This is a genomic window from Pseudomonas granadensis (assembly GCF_900105485.1).
GTDB lineage: Bacteria > Pseudomonadota > Gammaproteobacteria > Pseudomonadales > Pseudomonadaceae > Aquipseudomonas > Aquipseudomonas granadensis.
Window position 1 is genome coordinate 1,350,387 of record NZ_LT629778.1, and the last position, 18,180, is coordinate 1,368,566.

The window sequence follows — 18,180 nt, forward strand, 5'->3', positions numbered from 1 at the left end:
GTCATGCGCGATCTGAGCGAGCAGGAAAGATTCTGGCAGGGTGAGTTCGGCAACCAGTACGTTGAGCGCAATGTCGGCCAGGCGCTGGTGGCGGGCAATCTAGGGTTCTTCGCCAAAGCGCTGAGCCGCGCGGGTCGCGTCGACAGTCTGCTGGAGCTGGGCACCAACGCCGGCAACAATTTGCAGGCACTGCATCAGTTATTGCCACGCTGCGAGCTGTTCGGGGTCGAGATCAACGAAAGCGCGTGTGCGCAGGCGCAGGCGCTGGACATTGCGCAGATCTGGCACGGCTCGTTGTTCGATTTTCCTGCCGAGCGTCGCTACGACCTGACTCTGAGCAAAGGCGTGCTGATCCATCTGGCCCCTGAGCTGTTGCCGCGCGCCTATGCGCAGCTTTACGAGCTCAGTCAGCGCTACATCCTGATCGCCGAGTATTACAATCCGGCGCCGGTGGAAATCGCCTACCGCGGCAACAGCGGCAAGCTGTTCAAGCGTGATTTCGCCGGGGAAATGCTCGACCGCTATGCTGATCTGCAATTAGTCGATTATGGTTTCGTCTATCACCGCGAACCGCGGTTTCCGGCGGACGACATCACTTGGTTTTTGTTGGAAAAACGCCCTTGAGCAACGTCGCAATCATCCCTGCCCGTGGCGGCAGCAAGCGTATCCCGCGCAAGAATCTCTTGCCGTTCGATGGTGTGCCGATGATTGTCCGCTCGATCTGCACGGCGCTGGATTCAGGTGTGTTCGAGCAGGTTGTGGTCAGCACCGACGATGTCGAGATTGCCGAGATCGCGAAGGCGCACGGTGCGCAGGTACCGTTCATGCGTCCGGCAGCCCTGGCCGATGACTTTACCGGCACGGCGGCGGTCATCGTGCATGCGCTGGAGCAGTTGCCGTCCTTCGATTACGCCTGTTGTATCTACGCCACCGCGCCGTTATTGCAGGCACGCTATCTGCGTCAGGGTTTCGAGCTGCTGGAGCAGCATCCTGATCGATCATTTGCGTTCTCGGTTTGCAATTTCGCGTTTCCGGTGCAGCGCGCGCTGACCGTAGACGGGGAGGGCGCCTTGACGGCGTTGTATCCCGAGTTTCGCAATACCCGCTCGCAGGACCTGCCCGAGGCGTATCAGGATGCCGGGCAGTTTTACTGGGGGCGCAGCGCGGCGTGGTTGCGCGGTGATGTGCTGTACTCGCCAGCCAGCCTGCCGGTGATTCTGCCGCGGTATCTGGTTCAGGACATCGACACGCCCGAGGACTGGAAACGCGCCGAATACCTGTACGCAGCGCTCAAGGCCGGCGGAGAGCTTTCATGAGAGTACTGATTCGCGCCGATGCTTCGCCAACCATAGGCAGCGGTCACATCGCCCGTTGCCTGACTCTAGCGCGGGTACTGAAACAGCAGGGCAGTCACGTCGCGTTTGCCTGTCGGCGGTTGCCGGGGCATCGGCTGGACGCGTTGAATGCCGAAGGCTTCGAAACTTACGCGCTGCCCGAGCGCTATCGCGACGAGGACCCGCTACAGGCCATCGAATCGATGCTGCCGTGGCAGTTCGACATCGACGCGCTGGGCCAATTGCTGGATGGGCAGGCGGAGTTCGACTGGATCATCGTCGACCATTACGGCCTCGACCATCACTGGCAAACCGCGGCGCGGCGCTGGGCGCATCGCATCGCGGCGGTGGATGATCTGGCCACCCGGCGCTACAGCGTTGATCTGCTGCTCAATCAGAATCTGTCCGGGCTCAGCGAAAACTATGCGCCGCTGCTGCCGGCGGGATGCCGAACCCTGCTCGGCCCACGCTATGCGATGTTGCGCGAGGAATTCGACTGCGCGGCAATCGAAATCAAACCGACGGCGCGCCGGGTATTGGTCAACTTCGGCGGCTTCGATGCGGCGATGCAGACCCACCATGCGATGCTCGCCCTGGCCGATTTCAACGAACTGCAAGTGGACTTCGTTGCCGGCGCCGACAACCCGGCGTGGGGCCAGATGCAGACACTGGCCGAGACGCGGCCGAACTGGCGCCTGCACAGTTTTGTCAGCGATTTTTATCAGCGCATGACCGAGGCCGATCTGTTCATCGGCGCGGGCGGCGGTACCAGTTGGGAGCGTGCGGCGCTCGGGTTGCCGACGATCTGTATTGCGGTGTCGAACAATCAGCAGGCCAACGGTGAAGTCATGGCCGCCGCAGGCGCACATGTGTTTCTGGGCGCTCGTGAGCAAGTCAGCGTTGAGCAATTGCGCGATGCGGTCGGCTTCGTCGGCAACAATTTCTTTTTGCGCCAGAGCCTGGCCGAACGTTCGCGGCAACTGGTCGATGGCCGTGGCGCCGAGCGCGTTGCGGCAGCATTGGCCGGGGCGGTGCTGAAGCTGCGCCCGGCAACGCTCGACGACGCGCAGTTGCTGTTCGACGGGCGCAATGCCGAAGCGGTGCGGCGCGGGTCGCTGGATTCCAGCGTGATCGACTGGCCGCAGCATCTGGACTGGCTGACGGCGAGTCTGCGCAACCCGCAGCGGCTGTTGTTGATTGCCGAGGCCGACGACGGTGCCGTCGGTGTCGTGCGTTATGACCTGCGCGGGTCTGATGCGGAAGTTTCACTGTATCTGCTTGAGGGGCGCATCGGTCTGGGCTGGGGCAGGGCGCTGCTGGCGCGGGGCGAAGCGTTCGTCACGATGCACTGGCCGCAACTGCAAGCCATCAACGCTCGGGTTTTGCCGGGCAACAGCCCGTCGTTGAATCTGTTTCGTGACGCCGGCTTCAGCCAGGAGGCCTGCGTGTTCACCCGTGTTCTGAAGGATCAATCGCATGACTAGCTTCAAGATTGGCAATCGCTCGATCGGTGCCGATGCGCCGCCGTTCATAATTGCCGAGATGAGCGGCAACCATAACCAGTCGCTGGAGGTTGCCCTGCAAATCGTCGAGGCCGCTGCCAAGGCTGGGGCGCATGCCTTGAAGCTGCAAACCTATACCGCCGAAACCATGACCCTGAATCTGTCCGAAGGCGAGTTTTTCATCAAGGATCCGGGCAGCCTGTGGGCTGGCACCTCGCTGTATGAGCTGTACGAAAAAGCCCACACGCCGTGGGAATGGCACGCGCCGATTTTTGCTCGGGCCAAAGAATTGGGAATGCTCGCGTTCTCGACGCCGTTTGATGACAGCGCGGTGGATTTTCTCGAAAGCCTCGATGTGCCGGCTTACAAGATCGCCAGTTTTGAAAACACCGACCTGCCGCTGATTCGTAGGGTGGCGGCCACTGGCAAGCCGTTGATCATTTCCACCGGCATGGCCAGCATTGCCGAACTGGATGAAAGCGTGCGTGCCGCTCGCGAGGCGGGCTGCAAGGATCTGGTGCTGCTCAAGTGCACCAGCACCTATCCGGCGACCCCGCTCAACAGCAACGTACGCACGATCCCGCATTTGCGGGAACTGTTCGGTTGTGAGGTCGGGCTGTCCGATCATTCGATGGGTGTTGGCGTTTCCGTTGCGGCGGTGGCGCTCGGGGCGACGGTGGTTGAAAAACATTTCACCCTCGACCGTTCGGCCGGTGGCGTCGACGCCAGTTTTTCCCTGGAACCTTCAGAAATGGCCAGTCTGGTGGTGGAAACCGAGCGTGCCTGGCAAGCCATGGGCCAGGTGCATTACGGCGTCACCGAAGCCGAGCGCAAGTCGCTGGTGTATCGGCGCTCGCTGTATGTCACCGCCGACATGGCCGCCGGTGACACCTTCAATTGCGATAATCTGCGCGCGATTCGCCCGGGTCTCGGTCTGCCGCCCAAGCACACCGACGCTGTTCTCGGCCGCCGCGCCCGCGCGCCGATCAAGCGCGGTACGCCGCTGGACTGGTCGCTGCTCGAATAAGCCGATCTGCACCGATTCGGCTAAATAGCGTGACCTGCGAGTCATAACGCGCATCTTCACTGTATTGTATTGATCGGGGAGATGGCGCCTGGCCCGTTTGCGGTTCCAGTGATAGCCCTTTGCGCTCCCCGTGGCTGCCCGTTGTGGCGGCCATTTGTTGTTTGTCGGCGCCCCTCGAAATCCTTGCGAGCGGTGGTCTTGGGCTGTTTTTTATTGGGAAGCCGTAATGATTGGCATAAAAAGCATTGCGAGCTACGTTCCTGTAGCCGGCGTGGACAATTACGCACAAGGTGCAAAATTCGAGAAGGATGAAGAATTCATCCTTGGCAAGATCGGCTCGGCGTTCCTGCCGCGCAAAGACGCTGAACAGGAAACCTCCGATCTGTGCGTGGAAGCGGCCAATGCGCTGTTTGCCAGCAACCCGCAGCTGAAGCGCGAAGCGATCGACGCGCTGATCGTCGTCACCCAGAACGGCGACGAAGAAGGCCTGCCGCACACCGCAGCGATCGTGCAGGACAAACTGGGCCTGCCAACAAACGTAGCGGCGTTCGACATTTCCCTGGGTTGCTCGGGTTATGTCTACGGCATCTATGCGATCAAAGGCTTCATGGAAGCCGCCGGCCTGAAAAACGGCCTGCTGATCACCGCTGACCCGTATTCGAAAATCGTCGACCCGGAAGACCGCAACACCACCATGCTGTTTGGCGACGCCGCCACCGCAACCTGGATGGGCGAAGACCCGACGTGGGCGCTGGGCAAGGCCAAGTTCGGCACGGACGGTTCCGGCGCACCGCATTTGAAAGTCACCGACGGCGTGTTCTTCATGAACGGGCGTCAGGTGTTCAACTTTGCCCTGCTCAAGGTCCCGGCGCATTTGCACGAGCTGCTCGATGATTCCGGCCTCAAGTCCGATGACATCGATGCGTTCTGCATTCACCAGGGCAGCGCGGCGATCGTCGATGCCGTGGCGCGACGTTTCGAAGGCGAGCCGGAGAAGTTCATCAAGGACATGGTCGAGACCGGCAACACCGTGTCGTCGAGCATTCCGTTGCTGCTGGAAAAACACGCGCTCGATTCGCAATGGCAACGGGTCGCGCTGAGCGGCTTCGGTGTCGGTCTGTCGTGGGGTTCGGCGATTATCTATCGCCCCTGATCGCCGCAAAAACGGCGGATACAAAAATAGCGTTCAAGGTTAACCTTGAACGCTATTTTTTTGCCTGATACGGAGCGCGAGGCGCCATGAGCGAGTTTTTCCAAGCCAATGCCCAGGTGTTGCAGCGGCGCTGGCCGGCGCTGTTCGAGCGCTTGCTGGGCGAGGACAGCGCGAGCGTTGCCGCTGAACTGGTGCACGGGCTCGGTTCGACGCTGAGCGTCAATGGCGTGCAACTGACCAGCCGCCATGACCGCCTGCATGAGGCGCGGATACAGGCGGCGAGCCTGGCGGAAAAACCGCAACTGCACGTCTATGGCATCGGCCTGGGCGATTTGCCCGGTGTACTGCTCGAGCGTACCGGTCTGGAGCGCTTGTACGTGCATATCCTCAATGGCGCACTGTTCGCACTGGTGCTGCAACTGCTCGATCAGCGCCATTGGCTGGACGATCCGCGCGTCGAGTTGTTTTACGCCGACGACCATTCCGACTTCTTCACGCCGTTTTTCGCCCTGCCGGCGGAGTTGCTGCTGGCCGATGACAGCAATGCGAAGATTCGTGATCGGCTGGTCAACGAAATCCACCTGACGTTCAACAACCGCGAGTTCGATCCGCAGTCAGCGCAGATTCAGCAGCGCTTGCAGGAATGCCTGCCGGTGTTGCTCGGTGATGCCGATGTGGCGCAACTGTTCGGTAGCTGCGCCGGGCGGGAAATCTATGTGATTGCCACCGGGCCGAGCCTGGAGCAGCATTTCGCAAGTCTGGCGGCGATCCGCCAACGTGCCGAGCGGCCGCTATTCATTTGTGTCGATACCGCTTATCGCCCGCTGCGCGAACATGGCATCGCGCCGGATCTGGTGGTGAGCATCGATCAGCGCATCGGCTTCCGCCATCTGCCCTGCGAGCAGTCCGATGGCATCCCACTGGTGTACCTGCCGATGAGCGATCCGACGGTATTGCAGGCATGGAAGGGCAAGCGCTACGGCGGCTACTCCGCGAGCCCGATCTATGCGGACTTGCGTGAGCAATATCCGCGCGGTCAGTTGCACGTCGGCGGCAGCGTGATTCATCCGGCGGTGGATCTGGCGGTGAAGATGGGCGCTGCGACGATCACCCTGTTCGGTGCTGATTTCGCTTTCCCGATGAACAAGACTCACGCCGGTTGGGATGACGGCGATCTCGGGCCACCGGTGAATCAGGCGCGCCACTGGGTGCGTGACGGCCACGGGCAGCGGGTCAGTACGCAGCTGAATTTTCGCGGTTATCTGTGTGTGCTTGAGCGCTACATCGCTGCGCACCCACAGGTCGAGTTTCTCAACAGCAGTCGATCCGGGGCATTGATCGCCGGAACCGCGTTCAACCCGGAGTTCGTGCAATGAGTGCCCTGAGCCACTGCATGAAACAGTGCCGCGACACTGCAGCGCTGTTTCGCCTGGGCCGTGATGTCGAAGCGGCGCTGGGCATGGTCGATGTCTTCGAAAATGCCCAGCAGTGCCTGGCGTCTGCCTCTGTAGAGACTCAGCAACAGTGGGCGCAGGTGTTGACGCAAATGTTCGAATGTCAGGAGCGTCAGGACTGGCTGGCCCTGGCCGATTATATGGAGTACGAACTGGTCGAACTGCTGGAAAGTGCTGCGGCCTGAAACAGGCCGATGGCGCTGGCCCGCCGCTTTGCGCGGCAGCCGGTTTTATGACGTCAGTTTTTCGCGGTTGGAGGGCGGCTAAGTCTTTGTTTTCTCGGGGGTGGCGTGGTGATGGCAAAATTTTTTCAAAAAGCCCTCAAGCAACCTGCAATCCCGACGATAACTATTACGAAGGTTCTCTAGGCCATACCCGGCGGTTGCCAGGGCCGGAAGCCGCAGTACCCAACCAACGAGGAATTCGTCATGGCTTTAACAGTAAACACCAACACCACATCGTTGAACGTTCAGAAAAACCTGAACCGCGCTTCCGACGCTCTGTCGACTTCGATGCAACGCCTGTCTTCCGGCCTGAAAATCAACAGCGCTAAAGACGACGCTGCCGGCCTGCAGATCTCCAACCGTATGTCCTCGCAGATCCGCGGTAACACCCAGGCCATCCAGAACGCCAACGACGGTATCTCCGTTGCCCAGACCGCTGAAGGCGCTCTGCAAGCGACTACCGACATTCTGCAGCGTATGCGTGAACTGGCTGTTAAAGCCCGTAACGGTACCAACGGCACTGCTGACCAGACCGCTACCAACGCTGAATTCGCTCAGATGTCCGACGAGATCACCCGTATCTCGGCTTCGACCAACCTGAACGGCAAAAACCTGCTGGACGGTTCGGCTGGTACTGTGACCCTGCAAGTGGGCGCAAACACCGGTTCGGCTAACCACATCGACCTGGTACTGAGCTCCAAGTTCGACGCCGTCAGCCTGTCTGTTGGCAGCGGCACTGTTGTACTGACCGGCGCCAGCCCTTCTGACGCTGCTGTTGCCATCGACAGCGCGATCACTGCAATCGACGCAGCTATCGCTAACATCGGTGCAACCCGTGCCAGCCTGGGTGCTTCGCAAAACCGTCTGACCAGCACCATCCAGAACCTGCAGAACATCACTGAAAACACCACCGCTGCTCAGGGTCGTGTACAGGACACCGACTTCGCCGCTGAAACTGCTAACCTGACCAAGCAGCAGACTCTGCAGCAAGCTTCGACCTCCGTACTGGCTCAAGCCAACCAACTGCCTTCCGCTGTACTGAAGCTGCTTCAGTAATTCGGATCGAGTTTAAGCGGGGGAGTGCGCTTGTCGTGCTCTCTCGCTTTTTTACGTTAAGAGGTGATGGGCATGGATATGAGCGTAAAGCTTAACGTGTCTTATCCGGTTCCCAAGCCAGTGACACCGGTTGCTGACAAACCGTCAGAGCTGCCGAAAGTCCAAAGGACTGAAGCACCGGTCGCTGCCAGGGATCAGGATTCGGACAGCGCCAAGTTGAAACTGGCGGTGCAAGAGATCGAAAAGTTCGTCCAGTCGATCAAGCGTAACCTGGAGTTCTCGATTGACGAGCATTCCGGCAAAGTCATCGTCAAGGTGATCGCAAGCGAGACAGGTGAAGTCGTTCGACAGATTCCTTCCGCCGAAGCCCTCAAGCTGGCGGACAGCCTCGCCAACGCCAGTCACGTGTTGTTCGACGCCAAAGTCTGATAAATGGCATGAATAATGTTTGTTCGTTCCCAGGACGCCTGTAACGGTCAAAAGAATGGCAACAATCTGAAGGGAGATGCACATGGCAAGTCCAATTCTACCGGGTTCCGGACTGGGTTCCGGCCTGGACATCGGCGCGATCGTGACTGCGCTGGTCAACGCCGACAAGTCTGCCAAGCAGACGCAGATCGATACCGCGACCAAAACCAACAGCCTGAAGATTTCCGGCGTCGGTTCGCTGAAAAGCGCATTGGCGGCATACCAGAAAGCAATGGGTGATCTGAACAAGGCAACGAGCCCGGCGTTTGCCGGTTTTACTGCGACTTCGGACACGCCGACTGTTGTCGGTGCCACATCGGATAAAACCGCTGTACCGGGTACCTATAGCGTTGTTGTGAAAAATCTGGCCACCGGCTCGAAAGTAGCCAGTGCCGCCTTCGCCGGCGGGGCCGCCAGTGCCATTCCGAGTGGTACTCTGAAAATCAGTCAGAATGGCATTGATTACAATGTCGCGATTCCGGCCAATGCCACCTTGCAGTCCACCCGCGATGCGATCAACACCGCGCAGGCCAGCAACGGTATTTCGGCCAACATCGTGACCGACAGCACCGGTTCGTCGCGACTGGTGCTCAGCTCGAACAAGACGGGTGCCGGCATGGACCTGAAGGTCAGCGGGATCGCTGGTCTGGAGATCGATGGCACCCAGGAAATGGGCAGCAGCCCGGCGGCCGGTGCGTCCGGAGCCGTCGGTAAGCTGGCGATGGATGCCAGTCTGACCATCGACGGCCTGGCCGTTACCAGCAAGACCAATACCGTGACCGGTGCAATCAGCGGCATGACCCTGAATCTGGTCACCGCAAGTCCTGTCGTCGGTGGCGTGGCAACGCCGTCTACCGTGTCGGTCGCCACCAATACCGCCGGGATTCAGACGTCGCTGCAGTCGTTCATCGACTCCTATAACACCTTGAAGAAAACCATCGACACCTTGTCCAAGGCAACGCCGGACGCCGATGGCAATCTGACCGTTTCGGCAGCTTTCACGGGTGACGCGCTGCCGCGTTCGTTGATGGCGGATGTGCGCGCTCAGTTGACCGATCCAGGGGCGGGCGGAGCAGGGCAATTGTCCGTGCTGTCGCAGATGGGCGTGTTGACTGACAGCAAGACCGGTTTGCTGACGCTCGACACCGCCGTGTTCAACAAGCGTATGGAAACCCCGGGCATGGCTGGCCAGGTCCAGCAATTGTTCAGCGGTACCGACGCGAAAAACGGTCTGCTGGCACGCATGACCGCGGCGGTCGATCCTTACGTCAAGACGGGCGGGCTGCTCGATCAGCGCAGTTCCAATCTGACCAATCTGACGAGCAGCTTGCAGAAGCAGCAGGTGGCGCTCGACTTGCGCGTCGCCAACCTGACCACGACGTTGACCGCCAAGTACAACGCCATGGACTTGCTGGTAGGGCAGATGAAAGCGACGGCGAGCAACATCACCTCGTTCTTCAGCTCGCTGAACGCGCAGCAGTCCGCGAAGTAACGGTTGGTAACGACAAAAACCCGGCTACGCTAGCTCAGCGTGTGCCGGGTTTTTGTCTTTTGATCTAAAGTTTTCAGGCTCGTTGGCGATACACTGGTTATACGAGTCATTGTGGCAAATGAGGTAGAACATGAACCCGATGTTAGCCCTTCGGCAGTATCAGAAAGTCGGTGCCCATGCGCAGACATCCGAAGCGAGCCCGCACCGTCTGGTGCAAATGTTGATGGAAGGTGGCCTGGCCCGTATCGCTCAGGCCAAAGGCGCCATCGAGCGCAAGGACATTCCCGGCAAGTGCACGTCGATCAGCAAGGCGATCGGCATTGTCAGCGGCCTGCGCGAAGGTCTCGACCTGGAAAACAACGCAGAAGCACTGGCCGATCTGGATGGCCTGTACATTTACATGATGAAGCGTCTCGCCGAGGCGAACATCAGCAGTGACCCGCGCATTCTCGACGAGGTTGCCGGCTTGCTGAGCACGGTCAAGGAAGGCTGGGACGCTATCGCGCCTGTGCCTGCTCCGCAGTTCTGAAGGAGAGCGTCATGAGTCTTGTATTGCAGCGAATTGCCGATACCCGTGAAGCGCTGGTCGGTGCTCTGGCCGAACGCAATTGGGAAGCCATCGGCGAGCTGGATCTGGCTTGCCGGTCCTGCATGGAAGACGTCATGGCGGAAGCCTCGCTGGACGAGGTCGCATTGCGCGACAACCTTGAAGAGTTGCTGTTTGTCTACAAAGAGCTTCTTGAGGTGGCCATGGGGGAGCGGCAGGCGATAGCCAACGAGATGTCGCAGATCACCCAAGCGCAAAAAGCGGCAAAGGTTTACCATCTGTTTGGTTAATTAACCGTCAGTTAATCCAGACATGTGCGCCATAAATTTGACTGTGCACGGTTTTTTGACTTAACTAGTGGCTATTATCAGATTTAGGGCGTCTACAGGCACATGGTGTCCTGCAAGCGTCTCGCTTGCCCCATTTTTCGGGCATTGAGTTGACTAGGGAAGTTGCTATTGCATGTGGCGTGAAACCAAAATTCTGCTGATCGATGACGATAGCGTCCGCCGCCGCGACCTGGCGGTGATTCTGAATTTTCTTGGCGAAGAAAATTTACCCTGCGGCAGCCATGACTGGCAGCAGGCAGTCGGCTCTTTGTCGTCTAGTCGTGAGGTCATTTGCGTACTGATCGGGACCGTCAATGCTCCTGGTGCGCTTTTGGGCTTGTTAAAGACACTCTCAACCTGGGATGAGTTCCTTCCGGTTTTGTTGATGGGCGATAATTCTTCCGTCGACTTGCCTGAAGACCAGCGCCGCCGGGTGCTTTCGACCCTGGAAATGCCGCCCAGCTACAGCAAATTGCTCGATTCGCTGCACCGTGCCCAGGTCTATCGCGAGATGTACGACCAGGCCCGAGAGCGCGGTCGTCATCGCGAACCCAATCTGTTCCGCAGTCTCGTCGGCACCAGCCGGGCGATTCAGCATGTGCGTCAGATGATGCAGCAGGTCGCCGACACCGACGCCAGCGTGCTGATCCTCGGCGAATCCGGCACCGGCAAGGAAGTGGTCGCGCGTAACCTGCATTACCATTCCAAACGTCGTGACGCGCCGTTCGTGCCGGTCAACTGCGGGGCGATCCCGGCAGAGCTGCTGGAAAGCGAACTGTTCGGCCACGAGAAGGGCGCTTTCACCGGGGCGATCACCAGCCGTGCCGGGCGCTTCGAGCTGGCCAACGGCGGTACGCTGTTCCTCGATGAAATCGGCGACATGCCGCTGCCGATGCAGGTCAAATTGCTGCGCGTGCTGCAGGAGCGTACCTTCGAGCGCGTCGGCAGCAACAAGACCCAGAGCGTCGACGTGCGCATCATTGCCGCAACGCACAAGAATCTCGAAACCATGATCGAGATCGGCTCGTTCCGCGAAGACCTCTACTACCGCCTGAACGTGTTCCCGATCGAGATGGCGCCGCTGCGTGAGCGCGTCGAAGACATCCCGTTGCTGATGAACGAACTGATCTCGCGCATGGAGCACGAAAAGCGCGGTTCGATCCGTTTCAACTCCGCGGCGATCATGTCGCTGTGCCGTCACGGCTGGCCGGGCAACGTTCGCGAACTGGCCAACCTCGTCGAGCGCATGGCGATCATGCACCCGTACGGGGTGATCGGCGTGGTCGAGTTGCCGAAGAAATTCCGCTACGTCGACGACGAAGACGAGCAGATGGTCGACAGCCTGCGCAGCGATCTGGAAGAACGAGTGGCTATCAACGGTCACACGCCGGATTTCAGCGCCAACGCATTGCTGCCGCCGGAAGGTCTGGACCTCAAGGACTACCTCGGTGGCCTGGAACAGGGCCTGATCCAGCAGGCGCTGGACGATGCCAACGGCATCGTGGCGCGGGCGGCGGAACGCCTGCGTATCCGTCGTACCACGCTGGTCGAGAAGATGCGCAAGTACGGCATGAGCCGGGCCGGAGGAGACGAACAGGCGGATGATTGACGCCTGTTTTGCAAGTGCTTCATTTATAAGCGCTTTTTTTTAGGCACGGGTATTGCTACAGCCCTCGCAACGTTCCGTTTCACTGACGGTCAGCCAAGCGAGAGAGCACAATGCCCCAAGCCGCCCAGATCTCTTCTGCCTCCAATATCGTGGGGCAACCCTCGTCCGTAGAGCAGGCAAGCCGTCAGGGACTTGAGCAGGCGTTCGAGCTGTTCAACCAGATGTCCAGCCAGTTGACCGACTCCTACAGCATGCTTGAAGCGCGGGTGACCGAGCTCAAGGGTGAGCTGGCCGTGGTCAGCGCCCAGCGCATGCAGGAGCTGGCGGAAAAGGAACGCTTGGCCAACCGCCTGCAAAATCTTCTCGATCTGTTGCCCGGTGGCGTCATCGTCATCGACGGCCACGGCATTGTCTGCGAAGCCAATCCGGCCGCTATCGAATTGCTCGGCCTGCCGCTGGAAGGCGAGTTGTGGCGCCAGGTGATCGCCCGCTGCTTCGCACCGCGTGAAGACGACGGCCACGAAATCTCACTGAAAAACGGTCGACGCCTGTCGATTGCCACCCGCTCGCTGGATGCCGAGCCGGGGCAGTTGGTGCTGCTCAACGATCTGACGCAAACCCGCCATTTACAGGATCAACTGGCGCGCCACGAGCGTCTGTCGTCGCTCGGGCGCATGGTCGCTTCGCTGGCCCATCAGATTCGCACGCCGTTGTCCGCGGCGCTGCTGTACGCCAGTCATTTGACTGAGCAGGAGCTGCCGGTCGCCACGCAGCAGCGTTTCGCCGGGCGCCTGAAAGAGCGCCTGCATGAGCTGGAGCACCAGGTGCGTGACATGCTGGTGTTCGCGCGCGGCGAGTTACCGTTGACCGATCGCCTCACCCCCAACGCGTTGATGCAGGCGCTGCAAGCCGCGGCGCTGACCCATGTGCAGGACTTGCCGATCCGCTGGCAATGCGACAGCCATGCCGGCGAGCTGCTGTGCAATCGCGACACGCTGGTCGGGGCGCTGTTGAACCTGATCGAAAACGCGATTCAGGCCAGTGCCGGCGCAGTCCGTCTGAAAGTCCACTGCTACACCCGCGACAACACCCTGCGCCTGTGCATCAGCGACAGTGGCAGCGGCATCGAGCCGGCCGTACTGGCGCGCCTTGGCGAACCGTTTTTCACCACTAAAGTCACCGGCACCGGCCTCGGCCTGACCGTGGTCAAGGCCGTGGCGCGGGCGCATCAGGGAGAATTGCGGCTGCGTTCGCGGGTCGGCCGCGGCACCTGCGCGCAGGTGATCCTGCCATTGTTTACTGCCGCACAAGGGGTTGAGTGACTGCCATGGGCATCAAGGTGTTGCTGGTCGAAGATGACCGTTCGCTGCGCGAGGCGCTGGCCGATACGCTGTTGCTGGCCGGGCACGATTACCGCGCGGTCGGTTGCGCCGAAGATGCATTGACGGCTGTCGCGCACGAGGCCTTCAGTCTGGTGGTCAGTGACGTCAATATGCCGGGCATGGATGGTCATCAATTGCTCGCACTGTTGCGCGCGCGTCAGCCGCAATTGCCGGTGCTGCTGATGACCGCCCACGGTGCGGTCGAACGCGCCGTCGACGCGATGCGTCAGGGCGCGGCGGATTATCTGGTCAAACCGTTCGAACCCAAGGCGCTGCTCGATCTGGTGGCGCGGCATGCGCTGGGCAGCATCGGTGGCGTTGAGGCTGAAGGGCCAATAGCCGTAGAGCCGGCCAGCGCGCAGTTGCTCGATCTCGCCGCACGGGTGGCGCGCAGCGATTCCACGGTATTGATCTCTGGCGAGTCCGGCACCGGTAAAGAAGTGCTGGCGCGCTACATTCACCAGCAGTCGCACCGCGCTAATCAGCCGTTCATTGCGATCAACTGCGCAGCGATCCCCGACAACATGCTCGAAGCGACGTTGTTCGGTCACGAGAAGGGTTCGTTTACCGGCGCCATCGCCGCCCAGCCCGGCAAGTTCGAACAGGCCGACGGCGGCACCATTTTGCTCGATGAGATTTCGGAAATGCCCCTTGGCCTGCAAGCCAAGTTGCTGCGCGTCCTGCAGGAGCGTGAAGTCGAGCGCGTCGGCGCACGCAAGCCGATCACCCTGGATATCCGCGTGGTCGCCACCACCAACCGTGATCTGGCGGGCGAAGTGGCGGCGGGGCGCTTCCGTGAGGATCTGTTTTACCGCCTGTCGGTTTTCCCTCTGGCCTGGCGTCCACTTCGCGAGCGCACTGCCGATATCCTGCCGCTGGCAGAAAGGCTGTTAGCCAAACACGTCAATAAAATGAAGCACGCGGCGGCAAGACTTTCGCCTGAAGCGCAAGCGTGCCTCACGGCCTACCCATGGCCGGGCAATGTGCGTGAACTGGATAACGCCATTCAGCGGGCGCTGATCCTGCAGCAGGGCGGGTTGATTCAGCCGCAGGATTTCTGCCTCGCTGGTGCGCTGCCGGTTGCAGCTTTGCCGGTCACTGCGCCGGCGATTCGAGAGCTTGAAGTCGAAGCGGATTCGTCCGGTGCGCTGGGCGATGACCTGCGCCGCCGGGAGTTTCAGATGATCATCGACACCCTGCGGGCCGAGCGCGGCCGACGCAAGGAAGCAGCGGAAAAACTCGGCATCAGCCCGCGTACCCTGCGCTACAAACTGGCGCAGATGCGCGATGCCGGGATGGACGTTGAAGGCTATCTGTTCTCCACCTGAATCAACGCGCTAACAATCAGAATGCTTTTCTCAAAGGGGCGCCCATTAGCTGGCACCCTTGTTGCTAATACCTGTGTACCCGCCGAGTGAAGTGTCAAAAAATTGCGGGCCGCCCAAGAGAGTAGACCATGAGCCAAGGTATTGAATTTAATCGGTTGATGATGGACATGCAGGCCATGAAAGTGGATGCCATGTCTGCGCGCAAATCGACCGCCGCTGTTCCTGAACTGGCGGGCAGCAGCTTTTCCGACATGCTCGGTCAAGCGATCAACAAAGTCAGCGATACCCAGCAGGCGTCGACTCAACTGGCCAACGCATTCGAGGTCGGCAAAAGCGGCGTCGATCTGACCGACGTGATGGTCGCGTCGCAGAAAGCCAGCGTGTCGTTCCAGGCTCTGACCCAGGTGCGCAACAAACTGGTTCAGGCGTATCAAGACATCATGCAGATGCCGGTATAAGGGCGAGATTGAGTCATGGCAGAAGCAGTCGCTGATAACGTTCCGGCCAAGGCCACCCCGATCGACGGTAAACCGCCGCTGTTCGGCCTGTCCTTTCTGGAAAACCTTTCCCAGATGACCGTGCTGCGTCAGGTCGGCCTGTTGGTCGGTCTGGCGGCGAGCGTGGCGATTGGCTTTGCCGTGGTGCTGTGGTCGCAGCAGCCGGATTACCGTCCTTTGTACGGCAGCCTCGCCGGCCTGGACGCCAAGCAGGTCATGGAAACCCTGGCCGCCGCTGACATCCCTTACAACGTAGAACCCAATTCCGGCGCCTTGCTGGTCAAGGCCGACGATCTGTCCCGTGCGCGGATGAAACTCGCAGCCGCTGGTGTCACTCCCAGCGACGGCAACATCGGTTTCGAAATCCTCGACAAGGAACAAGGTCTGGGCACCAGCCAGTTCATGGAAGCGACCCGTTATCGTCGCGGCCTCGAAGGTGAACTGGCGCGCACCATTTCCAGCCTGAACAACGTCAAGGGTGCCCGCGTGCACCTGGCGATTCCGAAAAGTTCGGTGTTCGTGCGTGACGAGCGCAAGCCGAGCGCTTCGGTACTGGTCGAGCTGTACAGCGGTCGTTCGCTGGAGCCAGGTCAGGTCGTAGCGATCATCAATCTGGTAGCGACCTCCGTTCCTGAACTGAGCAAATCGCAAATCACCGTCGTCGATCAGAAGGGCAACCTGCTCTCCGATCAGGCGGAAAACTCCGAAATGACCATGGCCGGCAAGCAGTTCGATTACAGCCGCCGCATGGAGAGCATGCTCACCCAGCGCGTGCACAACATTCTGCAACCGGTACTGGGCAACGATCGCTACAAGGCTGAAGTCTCCGCCGATATCGATTTCAGTGCAGTCGAATCGACCGCCGAGCAGTTCAACCCGGATCAACCGGCGTTGCGCAGCGAGCAGTCGGTCAACGAACAACGCACCGCCAGCAATGGCCCGCAAGGTGTGCCGGGTGCCCTGAGCAACCAGCCACCGTCGCCAGCCTCGGCACCGCAAACCACCGGCGGCGCAGCTGCTCCGGCGGGGATGATCCAGCCAGGTCAGCCATTGGTCGATGCCAACGGTCAGCAGATCATGGACCCGGCCACCGGCCAGCCGATGCTCGCGCCGTACCCGGCGGACAAGCGTCAACAATCCACCAAGAACTTCGAGCTCGACCGTTCGATCAGCCACACCAAGCAGCAACAGGGGCGTCTCAATCGCCTGTCGGTGTCGGTGGTGGTCGACGATCAGGTCAAGGTCAACGCGGCCAACGGCGAAACCAGCCGTGCGCCGTGGACCGCCGACGAATTGGCGCGCTTCACCCGTCTGGTGCAGGACGCCGTCGGTTTTGACGCCAGCCGTGGCGACAGCGTCAGCGTGATCAACATGCCGTTCTCCGCCGAGCGCGGCGAAGTGATTGCCGATATTCCGTTCTACTCCCAGCCATGGTTCTGGGACATCGTCAAACAAGTGCTGGGTGTGCTGTTCATCCTGGTGCTGGTGTTTGGTGTGCTGCGTCCGGTGCTCAACAACATCACCGGCGGTGGCAAAGGCAAGGAGCTGGCCGGTCTGGGCAGCGACGTGGAACTCGGTGGCATGGGCGGCCTGGACGGCGAACTGGCCAACGACCGCGTAAGCCTCGGTGGTCCGCAGAGCATTCTGTTGCCGAGCCCGAGCGAGGGTTATGACGCGCAGCTGAATGCAATCAAGAGTCTGGTAGCTGAAGACCCGGGTCGCGTGGCTCAGGTCGTGAAAGAGTGGATTAACGCAGATGAGTGATAACCGAGCCGCCACCCTCAAACTGACCAAGGTCGACAAAGCCGCGATTCTGCTGCTGTCCCTCGGTTCGACCGATGCTGCGCAAGTGCTGCGCCACATGGGCCCGAAAGAAGTGCAGCGGGTCGGCGTGGCCATGGCGCAGATGGGCAACGTCCATCGTGAGCAGGTCGAACAGGTCATGAGCGAGTTCGTCGACATCGTCGGCGATCAGACCAGCCTCGGCGTCGGCTCCGACGACTACGTGCGCAAAATGCTCACCCAGGCGCTGGGCGAAGACAAGGCCAACGGCCTCATCGACCGCATCCTGCTCGGTGGCAACACCAGTGGCCTGGACAGCCTGAAATGGATGGAGCCGCGCGCAGTCGCCGACGTCATCCGTTACGAACACCCGCAGATCCAGGCGATCGTGGTCGCATACCTCGACCCGGATCAGGCCGGTGAGGTGCTTGGCAACTTTGACCACAAGGTGCGTCTGGACATCATCCTGCGCGTCTCGTCGTTGAACACCGTGCAGCCCGCGGCATTGAAAGAGCTCAACCAGATTCTCGAGAAGCAGTTCTCCGGCAACTCGAATGCCTCGCGCACCACCCTGGGTGGCATCAAGCGTGCGGCCGACATCATGAACTTCCTCGACAGCTCGATCGAAGGTCAGCTCATGGACTCGATCCGCGAAGTCGACGAAGACCTGTCCGGTCAGATCGAAGACCTCATGTTCGTGTTCAACAACCTGGCGGACGTCGACGACCGCGGAATTCAGGCGCTGCTGCGCGAAGTGTCGTCCGACGTGTTGGTGCTGGCCCTCAAGGGTTCGGACGAAGGCGTCAAGGAAAAGATCTTCAAGAACATGTCCAAGCGTGCCGCCGAACTGTTGCGCGACGACCTCGAAGCCAAGGGCCCGGTGCGCGTCAGCGACGTCGAAACCGCGCAGAAGGAAATCCTCACCATTGCCCGCCGCATGGCCGAAGCCGGCGAGATTGTGCTCGGTGGCAAGGGCGGCGAGGAAATGATCTAAGC

The 18,180-nt window shown here is 60.3% G+C and carries 18 protein-coding genes; all 18 read left to right on the forward strand.

The features are described 5' to 3' along the window. The first annotated feature begins 3 nt into the window (after positions 1-3). The 18 genes from BLU52_RS05970 (at position 4) to fliG (ending at position 18,178) form a co-directional block, all read left to right on the forward strand. Positions 4-624 (forward strand): pseudaminic acid biosynthesis-associated methylase, encoded by a 621-nt coding sequence (locus BLU52_RS05970; protein WP_090282341.1) that lies wholly within the window; start codon positions 4-6, stop codon positions 622-624. Continuing rightward, positions 621-1,316, forward strand: coding sequence for a pseudaminic acid cytidylyltransferase (gene pseF / locus BLU52_RS05975; protein ID WP_090282342.1), 696 nt, complete (start codon positions 621-623; stop codon positions 1,314-1,316). The genes BLU52_RS05970 and pseF overlap by 4 nt, the downstream gene beginning before the upstream one ends. Beyond that, positions 1,313-2,818, forward strand: a complete 1,506-nt coding sequence (gene pseG / locus BLU52_RS05980) for a UDP-2,4-diacetamido-2,4,6-trideoxy-beta-L-altropyranose hydrolase (RefSeq protein WP_090282343.1) — start codon at positions 1,313-1,315, stop codon at positions 2,816-2,818. Before pseF ends, pseG begins: the two co-directional genes overlap by 4 nt. Continuing rightward, complete coding sequence (gene pseI / locus BLU52_RS05985; RefSeq protein ID WP_090282344.1) at positions 2,811-3,863, forward strand: pseudaminic acid synthase; 1,053 nt, start codon at positions 2,811-2,813, stop codon at positions 3,861-3,863. The genes pseG and pseI overlap by 8 nt, the downstream gene beginning before the upstream one ends. Positions 3,864-4,089: 226 nt before the next feature. Further along, complete coding sequence (locus tag BLU52_RS05990) at positions 4,090-5,016, forward strand: ketoacyl-ACP synthase III (RefSeq protein WP_090282345.1); 927 nt, start codon at positions 4,090-4,092, stop codon at positions 5,014-5,016. 86 nt (positions 5,017-5,102) lie between these two features. Then, entirely contained in the window at positions 5,103-6,392 is a 1,290-nt protein-coding gene (locus tag BLU52_RS05995; RefSeq protein WP_090282346.1) for a motility associated factor glycosyltransferase family protein, read from the forward strand. Then, positions 6,389-6,655 (forward strand): hypothetical protein, encoded by a 267-nt coding sequence (locus BLU52_RS06000; RefSeq protein WP_090282347.1) that lies wholly within the window; start codon positions 6,389-6,391, stop codon positions 6,653-6,655. Before BLU52_RS05995 ends, BLU52_RS06000 begins: the two co-directional genes overlap by 4 nt. Positions 6,656-6,898: 243 nt before the next feature. After that, on the forward strand, positions 6,899-7,750 hold the full coding sequence (locus BLU52_RS06005) for a flagellin domain-containing protein (RefSeq protein ID WP_073472782.1): 852 nt from the start codon (positions 6,899-6,901) through the stop codon (positions 7,748-7,750). A 72-nt stretch (positions 7,751-7,822) separates the two neighbouring features. Next, positions 7,823-8,179 carry a flagellar protein FlaG gene (locus BLU52_RS06010; RefSeq protein ID WP_090282348.1) on the forward strand — a complete coding sequence of 119 codons (357 nt, stop codon included), beginning with the start codon at positions 7,823-7,825 and terminating at the stop codon, positions 8,177-8,179. An 82-nt stretch (positions 8,180-8,261) separates the two neighbouring features. Next, the gene (gene fliD / locus BLU52_RS06015) at positions 8,262-9,710 is read left to right on the forward strand and encodes a flagellar filament capping protein FliD (RefSeq protein WP_090282349.1); all 1,449 of its coding nucleotides are present in this window, start codon (positions 8,262-8,264) and stop codon (positions 9,708-9,710) included. A gap of 130 nt (positions 9,711-9,840) precedes the next feature. Then, on the forward strand, positions 9,841-10,239 hold the full coding sequence (gene fliS, locus BLU52_RS06020) for a flagellar export chaperone FliS (RefSeq protein ID WP_090282350.1): 399 nt from the start codon (positions 9,841-9,843) through the stop codon (positions 10,237-10,239). Between the two features lie 11 nt (positions 10,240-10,250). Further along, entirely contained in the window at positions 10,251-10,547 is a 297-nt protein-coding gene (locus BLU52_RS06025) for a hypothetical protein (protein ID WP_016771085.1), read from the forward strand. Between the two features lie 172 nt (positions 10,548-10,719). Beyond that, positions 10,720-12,195 (forward strand): sigma-54 dependent transcriptional regulator, encoded by a 1,476-nt coding sequence (locus BLU52_RS06030; protein ID WP_090282351.1) that lies wholly within the window; start codon positions 10,720-10,722, stop codon positions 12,193-12,195. Positions 12,196-12,305: 110 nt separating this feature from the next. Continuing rightward, positions 12,306-13,517, forward strand: coding sequence for a sensor histidine kinase (locus BLU52_RS06035; RefSeq protein ID WP_090282352.1), 1,212 nt, complete (start codon positions 12,306-12,308; stop codon positions 13,515-13,517). 5 nt (positions 13,518-13,522) lie between these two features. Then, on the forward strand, positions 13,523-14,905 hold the full coding sequence (locus tag BLU52_RS06040; RefSeq protein WP_090282353.1) for a sigma-54-dependent transcriptional regulator: 1,383 nt from the start codon (positions 13,523-13,525) through the stop codon (positions 14,903-14,905). 128 nt (positions 14,906-15,033) lie between these two features. Then, positions 15,034-15,363 carry a flagellar hook-basal body complex protein FliE gene (fliE, locus tag BLU52_RS06045; protein WP_090282354.1) on the forward strand — a complete coding sequence of 110 codons (330 nt, stop codon included), beginning with the start codon at positions 15,034-15,036 and terminating at the stop codon, positions 15,361-15,363. 15 nt (positions 15,364-15,378) lie between these two features. After that, complete coding sequence (fliF, locus tag BLU52_RS06050) at positions 15,379-17,166, forward strand: flagellar basal-body MS-ring/collar protein FliF (protein ID WP_090282355.1); 1,788 nt, start codon at positions 15,379-15,381, stop codon at positions 17,164-17,166. Then, a complete protein-coding gene (gene fliG, locus BLU52_RS06055) occupies positions 17,159-18,178 on the forward strand; it encodes a flagellar motor switch protein FliG (RefSeq protein ID WP_016984305.1) in 1,020 nt (339 codons plus the stop codon). Before fliF ends, fliG begins: the two co-directional genes overlap by 8 nt. Positions 18,179-18,180 lie beyond the last annotated feature (2 nt).

What these genes read in the sequence shown, in the direction of transcription:
- BLU52_RS05970 (WP_090282341.1), top strand. Translation starts at nt 4, where the DNA reads ATGCGCGATCTGAGCGAGCAGGAAAGATTCTGGCAGGGTGAGTTCGGC.
- pseG (WP_090282343.1), top strand. Translation starts at nt 1,313, where the DNA reads ATGAGAGTACTGATTCGCGCCGATGCTTCGCCAACCATAGGCAGCGGT.
- pseI (WP_090282344.1), top strand. Translation starts at nt 2,811, where the DNA reads ATGACTAGCTTCAAGATTGGCAATCGCTCGATCGGTGCCGATGCGCCG.
- BLU52_RS05990 (WP_090282345.1), top strand. Translation starts at nt 4,090, where the DNA reads ATGATTGGCATAAAAAGCATTGCGAGCTACGTTCCTGTAGCCGGCGTG.
- BLU52_RS05995 (WP_090282346.1), top strand. Translation starts at nt 5,103, where the DNA reads ATGAGCGAGTTTTTCCAAGCCAATGCCCAGGTGTTGCAGCGGCGCTGG.
- BLU52_RS06000 (WP_090282347.1), top strand. Translation starts at nt 6,389, where the DNA reads ATGAGTGCCCTGAGCCACTGCATGAAACAGTGCCGCGACACTGCAGCG.
- BLU52_RS06005 (WP_073472782.1), top strand. Translation starts at nt 6,899, where the DNA reads ATGGCTTTAACAGTAAACACCAACACCACATCGTTGAACGTTCAGAAA.
- BLU52_RS06010 (WP_090282348.1), top strand. Translation starts at nt 7,823, where the DNA reads ATGGATATGAGCGTAAAGCTTAACGTGTCTTATCCGGTTCCCAAGCCA.
- fliD (WP_090282349.1), top strand. Translation starts at nt 8,262, where the DNA reads ATGGCAAGTCCAATTCTACCGGGTTCCGGACTGGGTTCCGGCCTGGAC.
- fliS (WP_090282350.1), top strand. Translation starts at nt 9,841, where the DNA reads ATGAACCCGATGTTAGCCCTTCGGCAGTATCAGAAAGTCGGTGCCCAT.
- BLU52_RS06025 (WP_016771085.1), top strand. Translation starts at nt 10,251, where the DNA reads ATGAGTCTTGTATTGCAGCGAATTGCCGATACCCGTGAAGCGCTGGTC.
- BLU52_RS06030 (WP_090282351.1), top strand. Translation starts at nt 10,720, where the DNA reads ATGTGGCGTGAAACCAAAATTCTGCTGATCGATGACGATAGCGTCCGC.
- BLU52_RS06035 (WP_090282352.1), top strand. Translation starts at nt 12,306, where the DNA reads ATGCCCCAAGCCGCCCAGATCTCTTCTGCCTCCAATATCGTGGGGCAA.
- BLU52_RS06040 (WP_090282353.1), top strand. Translation starts at nt 13,523, where the DNA reads ATGGGCATCAAGGTGTTGCTGGTCGAAGATGACCGTTCGCTGCGCGAG.
- fliE (WP_090282354.1), top strand. Translation starts at nt 15,034, where the DNA reads ATGAGCCAAGGTATTGAATTTAATCGGTTGATGATGGACATGCAGGCC.
- fliF (WP_090282355.1), top strand. Translation starts at nt 15,379, where the DNA reads ATGGCAGAAGCAGTCGCTGATAACGTTCCGGCCAAGGCCACCCCGATC.
- fliG (WP_016984305.1), top strand. Translation starts at nt 17,159, where the DNA reads ATGAGTGATAACCGAGCCGCCACCCTCAAACTGACCAAGGTCGACAAA.